This window comes from Streptomyces marokkonensis, assembly GCF_008312835.1.
Classification (GTDB): Bacteria; Actinomycetota; Actinomycetes; order Streptomycetales; family Streptomycetaceae; genus Streptomyces; species Streptomyces marokkonensis_A.
On the sequence record NZ_VSKS01000009.1, the window covers coordinates 143,127 to 156,162 of the forward strand.

Below are 13,036 nucleotides of genomic sequence, written 5' to 3' on the forward strand. Positions count from 1 at the left end.
GGTGATCCCTCGCTCTCCGGTCCGGTCATCGTGCGTCTTCGCACGTAGAGGCGGCGCGACCGTACCAAAACGTTCCCTCGCCGTAGCGACGGTCCCGGATCGCCTCGAAGCCGGACGGCCAGGCGAATTCCCCGCCTCTGGTGCTGCGCTCCACGGTGACGAGGGCTTCGTCCGTGAGCCAGCCCTCCGAGCGGAGTGTGAGCAGAATCTCGCGAAGATCGTCGTCCGCGACCGCGTAGGGCGGGTCGAGGAACGCGATGTCGTACGGCTCCCGCGGGGGCGCCGCCCGGACGATCTGTTCCGCTTTGCCGGATCTGACCTCGGCACCGGGGAGTCCGAGCGCCTTCACGTTCTCCCGGACCGTGCGGACGGCGCGTGCGGCGGCCTCGACGAGCAGGACGTGCCCGGCGCCCCGGGACAGCGCCTCCAGCCCGACGGCACCGGAACCGGCGTACAGGTCGAGGACGCGTTCGCCGTCCAGCGGGCCGCCGAGCAGCGACTGCCAGGTGGAGAAGAGGCCTTCGCGCGCCCGGTCGGAGGTCGGGCGGGTGCCCTGGCCCGGCGGGACGGCCAGGCGGCGTCCGCCGGCCGTGCCGGCGATCACGCGGGTCATGTCCTCGGTCCTTGTCGGTGGGTGCTGGTCGGTGGCCGCTTCCAGTCTGTCAGCCCTTCTCCAGGTACTGCTCCCGCTCCTCGTCCAGCAGCGCGTCCAGGGCCGTGCGCAGGGCGGGCAGGTCCGTCAGCTCCGGGTCGGCGGCGACGATCCTCGTGGCCTCCTCGCGGGCCTCGGCGATGATCTCCTCGTCGTCGATGACGGCGAGCATGCGCAGGCTGGAGCGGGTGCCGGACTGGGCCTGGCCCAGCACGTCCCCCTCGCGGCGCTGCTCCAGGTCGATCCGGGAGAGCTCGAAGCCGTCGAGGGTGGAGGCGACGGCGTTCAGCCGCTGCCGGGCCGGGCTCGCCTCGGGCATCTCGGTGACCAGCAGACACAGTCCGGGGGCGGAGCCGCGGCCGACCCGGCCGCGCAGCTGGTGGAGCTGGGAGACACCGAAGCGGTCGGCGTCCATGATCACCATAGCGGTGGCGTTGGGGACGTTGACGCCGACCTCGATGACGGTCGTGGCGACCAGGACGTCGGCCTCGCCGGCGGCGAAGCGGCGCATGACGGCGTCCTTGTCGTCCGGCTGCATGCGTCCGTGCAGGACCTCGACCCGGAGTCCCCGCAGCGGCCCTTTCGCGAGGTGGTCGGCGATGTCCAGAACGGCGAGCGGGGGCCGCTTCTCGGCTTCGTCCTCGGGGGACTTCGTCTTCGCCGTCCCCTTCGGAGCGTCCTCCTCGTCACCGATGCGGGGACAGACCACGTACGCCTGGTGGCCGTTCGCCACCTCCTCGCGCACCCGCTCCCAGGCGCGGGCGAGGAAGTGCGGCTTGTCGGCGGCCGGCACGACGTGGCTGGCGATCGGCGAGCGCCCGGCCGGGAGCTGGTCGAGGACGGAGGTCTCCAGGTCGCCGAAGACGGTCATGGCGACCGTCCGCGGAATGGGCGTGGCGGTCATGACGAGCAGGTGCGGCGGTTGTTTGCCCTTGCCGCGCAGGGCGTCGCGCTGCTCCACGCCGAAGCGGTGCTGTTCGTCGACCACGACCAGGCCCAGGTCGTGGAACTGCACCTTGTCCTCGATCAGCGCGTGCGTGCCGATGACGATGCCGGCCTCGCCGGTGGCCAGGTCGAGCAGGGCGTGGCGGCGCGCCGCCGCCCCCATGGAGCCGGTGAGCAGCACCACCTTGGTGGCGTCCTCCGCTCCCCCGAGCATCCCTCCCTCGGCCAGCTCGCCCATCATCTCGGTGACCGACCGGTGGTGCTGCTGGGCGAGCACCTCGGTGGGCGCGAGCATCGCCGCCTGCCCGCCCGCGTCGACGACGGCGAGCATGGCGCGCAGGGCGACCATGGTCTTGCCGCTGCCGACCTCGCCCTGGAGCAGGCGGTGCATCGGGTGTTCGGTGGCGAGGTCGGTGAAGATCTCCTCGGAGACCTTCCGCTGGCCCTCGGTGAGGGTGAAGGGGAGGCGGGCGTCGAAGGCGGTGAGGAGGCCGTCGGGCTTCGGGCGCCGGGCGACGGCGGGCAGCAGCGCGTCGGCGTGACGGCGGCGGGCGAGGGCGGTCTGGAGGACGAAGGCCTCGTCCCATTTGAGGCGCGCGCGGGCGTCCTCGATGTCCGCCCTGGTGTGGGGACGGTGGATCTTCAGCAGGGCCTCGGGGAGCGGGACCAGTCCGCGGCCCGCGCGCAGGGGGTCCGGGAGCGGGTCCAGTGCCTCCTGGGCGCTGGGCAGGACCGTCTGGAGTGCCTTGCCGATCTTCCAGGACTCCATCTTGGCGGTGGCGGGGTAGATCGGGATGAGGGCGCCGGCCCAGGTCTCGACCGTCTCCCCGGCGTCGCCGCGCAGCAGTTCGTAGGCGGGGTGGGCGAGTTGCAGTCGGCGGTTGAAGACGGAGACCTTGCCGGCGAACATCGCGCGGGTGCCCGGCAGGAGTTCCTTGTGGGGCTTGTGGACGCCGGCGCCGAAGAAGACCAGTTGCAGCCGGCCGCTGCCGTCCGTGATGGTCACCTCCAGGCGCTGGCCCTTGCCGCGCGGGGCCTTGGCGGAGGCGAAGGTGTGCAGGCGGGCGTCGGCGACCTGGGCGACCACCGTGACGTGTTCGTCCATGGGGAGGTCGGCGAGGTGGGTGAGCCGGCCGCGCTCCTCGTACCGGCGCGGGTAGTGGTGGAGGAGGTCGCCGACGGTCTGCAGGCCGAGATGCTCGGCCATCACCTTCGCGGTGGCGGGGCCGAGCACCTTCTTCAGTGGTTCTTCCAGTGCGGGCACGAGATCCATTGCACACCACCGCACTGACAACGCGTGGAGGGCGGGGCCACCGGTTCCGGCCGAGTCCCGCGGAACCGCCGGCTCACTCGACCCCGATGAGGAGGAGGGCGCCCTGTCCGCCGCCGTCGTAGACCACCGTGTCGACGGCGAGGTAGCCCTCGCGGACGCGGGTCTCCAGGCGGGCGGCGACGGATGCGGGGGCACCGTCGCCGAGGACCAGGGTGACCAGTTCGCCGCCGGCCGCGAGCATGCGGTCGAGTACGGCCTCGGCGGTGGCCGTGACGTCCTGCCCGATCACGGCGACGTCGCCGTCGACCAGGCCGAGGACGTCCCCCGCCTGGCAGATGCCCGCCATCGTCCAGGACTGGCGCTCGGCGACGGTGACCTCGGCGTAGCGGGTCGCGCCCGCCGCGGACGTCATCGCCACCACGTCCTCGTCGAAGCGGCGTCCCGGCTCGTGCACGGCCAGCGCCGCGATGCCCTGGACCGCGGAGCGGGTCGGGATGAGGGCCACCCTGACGCCCTCGGCCCGTACCTGCTCGGCCGCCGCCGCCGCGGTGTGGCGCAGGTCCGCGTCGTTGGGCAGCAGCACCACCTCGCGCGCGTGCGCGCGCCGTACGGCCTCGACGAGCTCACCGCTGGCGGGCGGCTCCCCGGGACGGGCGAGCACGGTGGTGGCGCCCGCCTCCGTGTACAGCCCCGCCAGGCCCTCGCCGGGCACCACGGCCACGACGGCCCGCTGAGCGCGTTCGCCCCGGGTCCACTCGGCTCCCGTCGTGTGGACGTCCCCGGCGCCGAAGTGGGTGATGCGGATCCGGTAGGGCCGCCCGGCCTCGACGCCGGCCTCCACGGCGGCGCCGGCGTCGTCGACGTGCACATGGACGTTCCACAGCCCGTCCCCGCCGACCACGACGAGCGAGTCGCCCAGCCCGTCGAGCCGTTCCCGCAGCCGCGCGACGGCCGCGTCCCCGGCCTCCAGCAGGTAGATCACCTCGAAGGCGGGTCCCCCCTGCCCCGGGGCGGGAGTGCCGTCAGCGCACTCGGCCGGGTCCCGGGACGTGCCGTCGCGGGCCTCCACGCGCGCGTGCCGGTCGTGCGGCGTTTCCCCGGTGAACGTCGCCACCAGTGCCGCGAGCACCGACACCAGCCCCCTGCCGCCGGCGTCCACCACTCCCGCGCGCCGGAGTACCGGGAGCTGGTCCGGTGTCTCGGCGAGCGCCGCCCGGGCGCCCTCGTGGGCCGCCCGGGCCACCGCGCCGCAGTCGCCCTCCGCCGCTTCGGCGGCGTGGGCGGCGGCCGAGGCGACGGTGAGGACCGTGCCCTCGACGGGGTGCGCCACCGCCTGGCGCGCGGAGTCGGCCGCGCGCCTGAGGGCGAGCCCCAGTCCCCGGCCGTCGGCGTGGCCCGGGGCCTCGTCGCCGGTCAGCACCTGGGCCATCCCGCGCAGCATCTGCGCCAGGATCGTCCCGGAGTTCCCGCGGGCGCCGATCAGCGCTCCGTGCGCCATCGCCCGTACCGCGTCGGCCAGGGTCGGCCCCGGTTCCCGGTTGCCGCCGGCCTCGTGGCCCGCGAACACCGCCTCCACCGCCGCGGCCGCCGATTCCACAGTCAGATAGAGGTTCGTTCCGGTGTCGCCGTCCGCCACGGGATAGACGTTGATCGCGTCGATCTCCTCCCGGGCCCGTCCCAGGGCGTCGAGCGCGAGACCGCACCAGGCACGCACCGCGAGAGCATCGAAGAATGTCTGCGGCACCTGCGCCACCTGCGCCTCCCTGAGCTGCTGGACGTGGCACGCAGCGTAGACGGTGGGGCCCTCCCCACCGGAAGAGGGCCGCAGACGGGCCCCTGAGCTGCCATGGTAGTTTCGTTCTACGGGTGCAGCCGTTGTATGCTGCTCCGGTTGCCCGATCCGATCGGGCCTCTCCCCTGGCAACGCCACTCAGATTCCAACAGGACTCCTGGAGCCCTGGATCCTGATCCCGGCATGCCGGGATCAACCGTAAGTGCATCTGAAGTCTTTGGAGTGACCCGTGGCTGCCAACTGCGACGTCTGCGGCAAGGGGCCGGGCTTCGGCAACAACATCTCGCACTCGCACCGCCGTACGTCCCGCCGCTGGAACCCGAACATCCAGCGTGTGCGTACCGTGGTCGGCGGGACGCCGAAGCGCGTGAACGCCTGCACCTCGTGCATCAAGGCCGGCAAGGTCTCGCGCTGACGCTTCCGCTGAGCGCGCGGCCATGACCGGTTTCGCCGCAACGGCCGGTCCACTTCGGTGGACCGGCTTTTTGCTGTGCCGCGGTGCGCTGTCAGGGTGTCCGGCGCTGGAGTGGACCGCTCGCGGGAACGGCGGTGCGGCCCCCCTCGGTCAGCGCGGCACGCGCAGGTCCCAGGCGTGGTCCACCGGGCCGATGCCCGCGCCCAGGGCGAAGCCGGCCGCGATCGCTCCGGTGACGTAGTCCTTGGCCGCCGTCACCGCCTCCGGTACGGAGTGCCCCTTCGCCAGGTGTGACGCGATCGCCGACGCGAGCGTACAGCCGGTGCCGTGCGTGTGCCGGTTGTCGTGTCTCGGCGCCCGCAGCCAGTGCTCCTCGGACCCGTCGGTGAGCAGATCCACCGCGTCACCGGAGAGATGGCCGCCCTTGATCACCACCCAGCGCGGACCGAACTCCAGCACCGCCTCCGCCGCCCGGCGCAGATCGGCCTCCGAGCCGACCCGTACGCCCGTGAGGTGCGCCACCTCGTCCAGGTTCGGGGTGGCCACGGTCGCCACGGGCAGCAGCCTGCTCCGTACGGAGTCCAGCGCGGAGGCCGCGAGCAGCGGGTCCCCGTGCTTGGAGACCCCCACCGGGTCGACGACCGCCGGCGCGTCCGTACCGGCGATCAAGTCGGCCACCGCCTCGACGAGTTCGGCGGAGGACAGCATGCCGGTCTTGACCGCCTGCACCCCGATGTCGTCGGCGACGCTGCGGTACTGGGCCCGCACCGCCTCCACCGGCAGCTCCCAGGCGCCCTGTACGCCCAGGGAGTTCTGCGCGGTCACCGCGGTGAGCACGCTCATGCCGTGCACGCCGAGCGCGAGCATCGTCTTCAGATCCGCCTGGATGCCCGCACCGCCGCCGGAGTCGGAGCCGGCGACGGTGAGGACCCTCGGTGGCGCGCTCACGACTCGATGTCCGCGAAGTGGTCCCAGCCGCCCTGGCTCGTCCAGGGCGCTCCGTCGACCGTCACCTGGGGCAGGGCCGACGGGTTGAGCACCTCGCCGATCACCTTCCAGCGGGCCGGCAGCTTCACGTCCGGCGGGAAGGTCGCCACGATCGCGTGGTCCTCTCCCCCGGTCAGCACCCACTGCATCGGGTCGACGCCGACGGCCTGGCCGATGTCGTTCATCTGCGAGGGGATGTCGATCGCGCCGGAGCGGATGTCGATGCGCACCTTGCTGGCCTCGGCGATGTGCCCGAGGTCGGCGATCAGGCCGTCGCTGACATCGCACATCGCGGTGGCGCCGAGACCGGCGGCCGCCGGTCCCGCGTGGTACGGCGGTTCGGGCCGCCGGTGGGCCTCGACGAAGGCGCGCGGCGAGCGGAACCCGCGCGAGAGCACCGCGTGCCCGGCCGCGGACCAGCCCAGCCAGCCGGTCACCGCGACGAGGTCACCGGGCTGCGCTCCGCCCCGGGTGACGGGCTCCTGGTTGCGCAGGTCACCGAGCGCGGTGATCGACACCATGATCGTGTCGCCGCGCACGACATCACCGCCGACGACCGCGGCGCCGGCCACCTGGCACTCGTCGCGCAGGCCGTCCATCAGCTCGCTGGGCCAGGTCACCGGCAGTTCGGCCGGGACGACGAGGCCGAGCAGCAGCGCGGTCGGCACCGCGCCCATGGCGGCGATGTCGGCCAGGTTCTGCGCGGCGGCCTTGCGGCCGACGTCGTAGGCCGTGGACCAGTCGCGCCGGAAGTGCCGGCCCTCCAGCAGGATGTCGGTGCTGGCCACGACCCTGCGGTCGGGCGCGGAGACCACCGCGGCGTCGTCGCCGGGGCCGACCCGGACCGCCGGGGTGGTGGTGAGACGGGAGGTGAGCTCCCTGATGAGCCCGAACTCACCGAGCTCACCAACAGTGCCCTTCATTACCCTTTCGCCCCTTCTTTACCTGTCCGTGCCCGGTCGCGAGTCGTCCGAGTCCTCGCTACGGTCGATGTGACCGTCAACTTCTCTCGTGCCTGTACCCCGGCGCGCAAGGCCCGGTTCCCGCAGGTCTCCCCGCGACGAGCGGCAACGCGATACCGTGGCGTTCCTTTTCCCCACATGATCCTCGTGGCCGCCCTGGAGGTTCCGTGGTACAGGCGTACATCCTGATCCAGACGGAGGTCGGCAAAGCGTCGACCGTCGCCGAGCTGATCGGCAAGATCCCTGGAGTCATCCAGGCCGAGGACGTGACCGGACCGTACGACGTGATCGTGCGCGCGCAGGCCGACACCGTAGACGACCTGGGCCGCATGGTGGTTGCCAAAGTCCAGCAGGTGGACGGCATCACCCGTACCCTGACCTGCCCGGTCGTCCATCTGTAGCCCCCCGTCTCCCCCTGTGCCGGTGAATTCCTTCCGTCACCGGCACACCGTTGCCCCGCGCTCGCGGTGCTGATCACCGCCGCGGGCTGCTCCTCAGCAGACGACAGCGCGTCCGCGGCGGTTCCGGCCCGGACGCGAAGGTCACCGAGCTGTGCCGGAACCCGGACGAGGCCCGGCCGGCGACGGTGGACGGTGAGAGTCGCGACGATCCCGGACCCGCGTCCGAACCGGCCGCGGGCCGGGGCGGCGTGGCGATCATACTGCGGCGCGTGCCCGACGACCCCCGGGAGACGGCCGGCCGCCACGGGGACCACCGCTCACGGCAGAAGGCGAACCCCGAGGGGTTCGCCTTCTCCCGGTCGTGAACGGTGACGCGGCTCAGCGCAGGCCGGTCGACCGGCGCAGCGCCGCCTGCACCAGCCGGTCCACCAGTTCCGGGTAGCCCACCCCGGTGGCCTGCCACATCTGCGGGTACATCGAGATGGGGGTGAAGCCGGGCATCGTGTTGATCTCGTTGATCACGAACTCGCCGTCCTCGGTGAGGAAGAAGTCCGCGCGCACGAGTCCCTCGCAGGAGGCGGCGTCGAACGCCTCGACCGCGAGCCGGCGCACCTCGGCCGTCTCCTCGTCGGTCAGCGGCGCGGGCACGATGCCGGGCGTGGAGTCGATGTACTTGGCCTCGAAGTCGTAGTACGCGTGCGTGTCCGGCGGCGGGATCTCGGCCGGCAGCGACGCGCGCGGGCCGTCCTCGAACTCCAGTACCCCGCACTCGATCTCGCGGCCGCGCAGCGCCGCCTCCACGAGGATCTTCGGGTCGTGGCGCTGGGCCTCGGCGATCGCCTCGTCCAGGCCGGAGAGGTCGTCGACCTTGGTGATGCCGATCGACGAGCCGGCGCGCGCGGGCTTCACGAACAGCGGCCAGCCGTGCTCGCCGGCGAATTCGACGACCTTCTTACGGGCGGCGGACTCGTCCCGCTCCCACTCGCGCGGCCGGATCACCAGGTACGGGCCGACCTTGAGCCCGAAGGAGGTGAACACCCGCTTCATGTACTCCTTGTCCTGGCCGACGGCCGAGGCGAGCACGCCCGAGCCGACGTACGGGACGCCGGAGAGCTCCAGCAGACCCTGGAGGGTGCCGTCCTCTCCGTAGGGGCCGTGCAGCACCGGGAAGACCACGTCGACCTCGCCCAGGGCCTTGGGCACCGAACCCGGCTCGCTGTAGACGACTTCGCGGCTGGCGGGGTCGACGGGGAGCACCACACCGCCCTCGGTCGACTCGGCGAGCTGGTCGACGCTGGGCGTACGGCGGTCGCTGATCGCCATGCGCTCCGGCTCGTCGGCGGTGAGCGCCCAGCGGCCGCCGGGGGTGATGCCGATCGGCAGGACGTCGTACTTGCTCCGGTCGATGGCCTTGAGGACGGCGCCGGCGGTGACCACGGAGATCCCGTGTTCGGAGCTGCGCCCGCCGAACACAACGGCCACACGCGGCTTGCGGGACGGCTGCTCGGGGCTCTGGGGGAGGTTCTCGGTGCTCATATCGCGATGAGAGTACCTGTTGGCCGAGCCGGGAGTCAGCGCCCGCAACGCCGTGCGTGAGCCGAACGGAGGGGGCTGTCGCTCAGCGTCGCTCGGGCTTCGCGCTGCGCGACATCAGCTCCTTGACGGCGACCACGGGAGGCTTGCCCTCGTGCACGATGCCGACGACCGTCTCGGTGAGCGGCATGTCGACGCCGTGCCTGCGGGCCAGATCCAGCACCGACTCGCAGGACTTGACGCCCTCGGCGGTCTGCTTGGTGACCGCGATGGTCTCCTGCAGCGTCAGTCCCTTGCCGAGGTTGGTGCCGAAGGTGTGGTTGCGGGACAGCGGCGAGGAGCAGGTGGCCACCAGGTCGCCCAGGCCCGCGAGTCCGGAGAAGGTCAGCGGGTCGGCACCGAGCGCGACGCCGAGCCGGGTGGTCTCGGCCAGGCCGCGGGTGATGAGGGAGCCCTTGGTGTTGTCGCCGAGCCCCATGCCGTCCGCGATGCCGACGGCCAGCCCGATCACGTTCTTCACGGCGCCGCCCAGCTCGCAGCCGATGACGTCGGTGTTGGTGTACGGGCGGAAGTACGGGGTGTGGCAAGCGGTCTGGAGCCGCTGGGCGACGGCCTCGTCGGTGCAGGCGACCACCGCGGCGGCGGGCATGCGGGCGGCGATCTCCCGGGCCAGGTTGGGTCCGGTGACCACGGCGATGCGGTCGGGGCCGACCTCGGCGACGTCGTCGATCACCTCGCTCATCCGCATCGCGGAGCCGAGTTCGACGCCCTTCATCAGCGACACCAGGACCGTGCGGGGGGCGAGCAGCCCGGTCCACTCGGCGAGGTTGCCGCGCAGCGTCTGCGAGGGGATCGCGAGGACGGTGAAGTCGGCGTCGCGCGCCGCCTCGGCGGCGTCCGTGGTGGCCCGGAGGTTCTGCGGGAGTTCGACGCCGGGCAGATAGTCGGGGTTGGTGCGGGTGGAGTTGACCGCTTCGGCGAGTTCGGGGCGCCGTCCCCACAGCACGACGTCGCAGCCGGCGTCGGCGAGGACCATGCCGAAGGCCGTCCCCCACGATCCGGTACCGAAGACGGCCGCCTTGACCGGCTTGCTCACGTGCCCAGCCCCTCTTCCCGCGCGGTCGGCCTGCTGCCCCGCGTCCTCTCATGCCGCCTCTGCGTATGCGTCTTGCGACGCTGTTCGATCCGCTCCCGGCGCGGGTCGTAGGGCGTCTCGGGCGCCTTCTCGCCGCGGATCCGCTCGAGCTGGGCGGTGACGGCCGCCATGATGGCCTCGGTCGCCTCCTTGAGCAGTTCCGGGGTCATCTCCCGGTCGTAGAAGCGGTCGAGGTCCACCGGCGGCCCGGCCAGCACCCGGCTGGTCTTGCGCGGCAGGAGGCTGGGCTTCTTCGCGTACGGCGGCAGCAGTTCGTTGGCGCCCCACTGGGCGACCGGGATCACGGGGCACTTGGTCTGCAGCGCGACGCGTGCGGCGCCGGTCTTGCCGGTCATGGGCCAGCCGTCCGGGTCCCGGGTGAGGGTGCCCTCGGGGTAGAAGGCGACGCATTCGCCGCGCTCCACGGCGTCGATCGCGGCCCGGAAGGCGCTGAGCGCGTCGGTGCTCTCGCGGTAGACGGGGATCTGTCCGGTGCCACGCATCGCGGCACCGATGAATCCCTTGTTGAAAAGGCCGCTCTTCGCCAGGAATCGCGGAACGCGTCCGGTGTTGTACTGAAAGTGCGCGTAGGCGAAGGGATCGATGTGTGAATTGTGATTCACCACGGTGATAAATCCACCCTCGGCCGGAATGTTCTCCATTCCGCGCCAGTCCCGCTTGAGCAGAACCACCAGCGGCGGTTTGCAGATCACCGCGGCGAAGCGGTACCAGAAGCCGATTCTGCGGCGCGGCACAAGTACACCTTCCTCTTCCGAACGACAGGCCGGGGGCCCGGCCCCGGAGGCCGGGCGGGCGCACAAGTGTCGCCCCGGGCCGCCGGTCTGTCGAGAACACCGTACGCCCCGGCCCCCTCGCGTCCCTGTGCTCCGGGGGACAATGGCCGCGACAAGAGAGGGACGCAACACTCGTGCAGTGGACCTTGGTGGTACCCCTGAAGCCGCTGGCCGAGGCCAAGAGCAGGCTCTCGGACACGGCCGGCGACGGCCTTCGCCCGGGCCTCGCGCTCGCGTTCGCGCAGGACACGGTGGCAGCGGCGCTGGAATGCCCGGCGGTGCGGGATGTGGTGGTCGTCACGAACGACGCCCTGGCCGCCCGTGAGCTGACCTCGCTGGGCGCCGGAATCGTCCCCGACCGGCCGCGCGGCGGCCTGAACGCGGCTCTCGCACATGCCGCGGCCACGGTGGGCTCCGCACGGCACGCGGCCTCCGTGGCGGCCCTCAACGCGGATCTGCCGGCCCTCCGCCCGGCGGAACTGGCCCGCGTTCTGGATACGGCGGCCGCATTTCCGCGCGCATTCCTCGCCGATGCGGCCGGAGTCGGCACGACATTGCTGGCCGCGAGCCGGGGCCGGGAATTGCGCCCCTTCTTCGGACCCGGGTCCAGGGCCCGGCACCGGGCGTCCGGCGCGGTGGAACTCTGCCTGGACGCGGTGCATTCCGTGCGGCAGGACGTGGACACCGGGAACGACCTGCGGGCGGCGCTGGCCCTGGGGGTGGGCCCCCGCACGGCCGCGGTCGCCGCGCGGTTGCTGATATCGGAGCAGTAGGCTGCGGACATGCAGGCCACCGCGTACACCTACGACCCCGACAGCCGCAGCGGTCAGGTTCTCCTGGACGACGGCACCCCGGTGCCCTTCGACGCCCCGGCGTTCGACGCGGGCGGCCTTCGGCTCCTGCGTCCCGGGCAGCGGGTGCGCGTGGAGACCGAGGGCGAGGGCGAGGCCCGGCGGATCACGCTGGTGACGCTCCAGACGTTCTGACCGCCCCGGCGGCCGGTCCTGTCGGACACACCGCGGGCCGGACTCCCGGAGGAGTCCGGCCCGGCGCGTGAGAACCGCTTCCCCGAGGGGGCGGGAGATGCCCGTTACTTCTTGCGGGCGGTGGTCTTCTTCGCGGTGGTCTTGCGCGCGGTCGACTTCTTGGCGGGGGCCTTCGTGGCCGTCGCCTTCTTCGCGGGGGACTTCTTGGCGGTCGTCTTCTTCGCGGCGGTGGTCTTCGCCGTCGCCGCCGTCTTGGCGGGCGCCTTCTTGGCCGTGGTGGTCTTCTTCGCCGCCGTCTTGGTGGCGGCCTTCTTCGCGGTCGTCTTCTTGGCGGCCGCCTTCTTCGCGGTGGCGGCCTTCTTCGCCGTGGTCTTCTTGGCCGCGGCCTTCTTCACCGTCGCCGAAGCTCCTCCGGTCAGGCTGCCCTTGGGTGCCTTCTTGACCGAGACCTCGCCCCCGCGCGGCAGCTTCTTGGAGCCGCTCACCAGGTCCTTGAAGCCCTGACCTGCACGGAAGCGCGGAACGGAGGTCTTCTTGACCCGAACCCGCTCGCCCGTCTGGGGGTTGCGGGCGTAGCGCGCCGGGCGGTCGACCTTCTCGAACGAACCGAAGCCGGTGACCGAGACCCGCTCACCCGCGACGACCGCGCGGACGATGGCGTCCAGTACGTGGTCGACAGCGTCGGCGGCCTGCTGGCGGCCGCCCACCTTGTCGGCAATCGCTTCTACGAGCTGCGCCTTGTTCACGTCTTCCCCTTCGGAGACATCGCCAGAACGAAAGTGTTCAAGCTTTTCGCACGTTAGGCAGATATATACCGCAAATCAAACACGAAACGGGCTAATCACCCTTGTGCCGCAACGAACTCGACTGTCTCGACTGTTCAGCGTTCCTCTTCGGGGAATCGACCCGCGTCGAGGTCCGTGATGAACCGCTCCAGACGCCTTGCCGCACCGGCGAGATCGTGCTTGGCCGCGGCCGTAATGACCAGCAGCTTCCGGGTCAGCGCCATCCGTACGCCCTCCGGGACTTGCAGTGCGCGCACCTTTGCGTGCGCTTCTTTGAGCTGGACCGCGACCGCCGTATAGAGCTCGAGTTGGCCGTCGCGTCCCATGCACAGATTGTGCCATCTGGGGCGAGTTGTCGCCTGCTCAGGGGGCAACT

General features: G+C 71.9%; 14 protein-coding genes. 4 read left to right on the forward strand and 10 right to left on the reverse strand.

The window, feature by feature from the left end; translation table 11 throughout:
• Positions 1-25 precede the first annotated feature (25 nt).
• From rsmD to F1615_RS17670, 3 genes are all read right to left on the reverse strand, one after another.
• Positions 26-613 (reverse strand): 16S rRNA (guanine(966)-N(2))-methyltransferase RsmD, encoded by a 588-nt coding sequence (gene rsmD, locus F1615_RS17660; RefSeq protein ID WP_149549950.1) that lies wholly within the window; start codon positions 611-613, stop codon positions 26-28.
• Between the two features lie 49 nt (positions 614-662).
• The gene (gene recG / locus F1615_RS17665; protein WP_149549951.1) at positions 663-2,870 is read right to left on the reverse strand and encodes an ATP-dependent DNA helicase RecG; all 2,208 of its coding nucleotides are present in this window, start codon (positions 2,868-2,870) and stop codon (positions 663-665) included.
• Between the two features lie 73 nt (positions 2,871-2,943).
• Positions 2,944-4,623 carry a DAK2 domain-containing protein gene (locus F1615_RS17670; protein ID WP_149549952.1) on the reverse strand — a complete coding sequence of 560 codons (1,680 nt, stop codon included), beginning with the start codon at positions 4,621-4,623 and terminating at the stop codon, positions 2,944-2,946.
• A gap of 268 nt (positions 4,624-4,891) precedes the next feature.
• Between F1615_RS17670 and rpmB the strand changes: the two genes are divergently transcribed.
• Positions 4,892-5,077, forward strand: a complete 186-nt coding sequence (rpmB, locus tag F1615_RS17675; protein ID WP_003993230.1) for a 50S ribosomal protein L28 — start codon at positions 4,892-4,894, stop codon at positions 5,075-5,077.
• 150 nt (positions 5,078-5,227) lie between these two features.
• Here rpmB and thiD read toward each other — a convergent pair whose 3' ends face one another.
• Entirely contained in the window at positions 5,228-6,025 is a 798-nt protein-coding gene (gene thiD / locus F1615_RS17680) for a bifunctional hydroxymethylpyrimidine kinase/phosphomethylpyrimidine kinase (RefSeq protein WP_149549953.1), read from the reverse strand.
• A complete protein-coding gene (locus F1615_RS17685; protein WP_037933245.1) occupies positions 6,022-6,987 on the reverse strand; it encodes a thiamine-phosphate kinase in 966 nt (321 codons plus the stop codon). Before F1615_RS17685 ends, thiD begins: the two co-directional genes overlap by 4 nt.
• A gap of 206 nt (positions 6,988-7,193) precedes the next feature.
• On the opposite strand from F1615_RS17685, the gene F1615_RS17690 reads away from it, so the two are divergent.
• Complete coding sequence (locus tag F1615_RS17690; protein WP_037933238.1) at positions 7,194-7,427, forward strand: Lrp/AsnC family transcriptional regulator; 234 nt, start codon at positions 7,194-7,196, stop codon at positions 7,425-7,427.
• Between the two features lie 378 nt (positions 7,428-7,805).
• On the opposite strand, the gene F1615_RS17700 is transcribed toward F1615_RS17690, so the two are convergent.
• The 3 genes from F1615_RS17700 to F1615_RS17710 form a co-directional block, all read right to left on the reverse strand.
• Positions 7,806-8,963 (reverse strand): D-alanine--D-alanine ligase family protein, encoded by a 1,158-nt coding sequence (locus F1615_RS17700; protein ID WP_149549954.1) that lies wholly within the window; start codon positions 8,961-8,963, stop codon positions 7,806-7,808.
• An 82-nt stretch (positions 8,964-9,045) separates the two neighbouring features.
• Entirely contained in the window at positions 9,046-10,056 is a 1,011-nt protein-coding gene (locus F1615_RS17705; RefSeq protein ID WP_149549955.1) for an NAD(P)H-dependent glycerol-3-phosphate dehydrogenase, read from the reverse strand.
• Entirely contained in the window at positions 10,053-10,850 is a 798-nt protein-coding gene (locus F1615_RS17710) for a lysophospholipid acyltransferase family protein (protein WP_149549956.1), read from the reverse strand. Before F1615_RS17710 ends, F1615_RS17705 begins: the two co-directional genes overlap by 4 nt.
• A 173-nt stretch (positions 10,851-11,023) precedes the next feature.
• Here F1615_RS17710 and cofC point away from each other — a divergent pair, with 173 nt between their 5' ends.
• Entirely contained in the window at positions 11,024-11,662 is a 639-nt protein-coding gene (cofC, locus tag F1615_RS17715; RefSeq protein WP_149549957.1) for a 2-phospho-L-lactate guanylyltransferase, read from the forward strand.
• A gap of 9 nt (positions 11,663-11,671) precedes the next feature.
• The gene (locus F1615_RS17720) at positions 11,672-11,875 is read left to right on the forward strand and encodes a hypothetical protein (RefSeq protein WP_037933223.1); all 204 of its coding nucleotides are present in this window, start codon (positions 11,672-11,674) and stop codon (positions 11,873-11,875) included.
• Positions 11,876-11,979: 104 nt separating this feature from the next.
• On the opposite strand, the gene F1615_RS17725 is transcribed toward F1615_RS17720, so the two are convergent.
• The gene (locus tag F1615_RS17725) at positions 11,980-12,621 is read right to left on the reverse strand and encodes an HU family DNA-binding protein (protein WP_149549958.1); all 642 of its coding nucleotides are present in this window, start codon (positions 12,619-12,621) and stop codon (positions 11,980-11,982) included.
• A 134-nt stretch (positions 12,622-12,755) separates the two neighbouring features.
• Positions 12,756-12,986 carry a hypothetical protein gene (locus tag F1615_RS17730; protein ID WP_149549959.1) on the reverse strand — a complete coding sequence of 77 codons (231 nt, stop codon included), beginning with the start codon at positions 12,984-12,986 and terminating at the stop codon, positions 12,756-12,758.
• Positions 12,987-13,036: the final 50 nt, after the last annotated feature.

What these genes read in the sequence shown, in the direction of transcription:
- rsmD (WP_149549950.1), bottom strand. Translation starts at nt 613, where the DNA reads ATGACCCGCGTGATCGCCGGCACGGCCGGCGGACGCCGCCTGGCCGTC.
- recG (WP_149549951.1), bottom strand. Translation starts at nt 2,870, where the DNA reads ATGGATCTCGTGCCCGCACTGGAAGAACCACTGAAGAAGGTGCTCGGC.
- F1615_RS17685 (WP_037933245.1), bottom strand. Translation starts at nt 6,987, where the DNA reads ATGAAGGGCACTGTTGGTGAGCTCGGTGAGTTCGGGCTCATCAGGGAG.
- F1615_RS17700 (WP_149549954.1), bottom strand. Translation starts at nt 8,963, where the DNA reads ATGAGCACCGAGAACCTCCCCCAGAGCCCCGAGCAGCCGTCCCGCAAG.
- F1615_RS17720 (WP_037933223.1), top strand. Translation starts at nt 11,672, where the DNA reads ATGCAGGCCACCGCGTACACCTACGACCCCGACAGCCGCAGCGGTCAG.
- F1615_RS17730 (WP_149549959.1), bottom strand. Translation starts at nt 12,986, where the DNA reads ATGGGACGCGACGGCCAACTCGAGCTCTATACGGCGGTCGCGGTCCAG.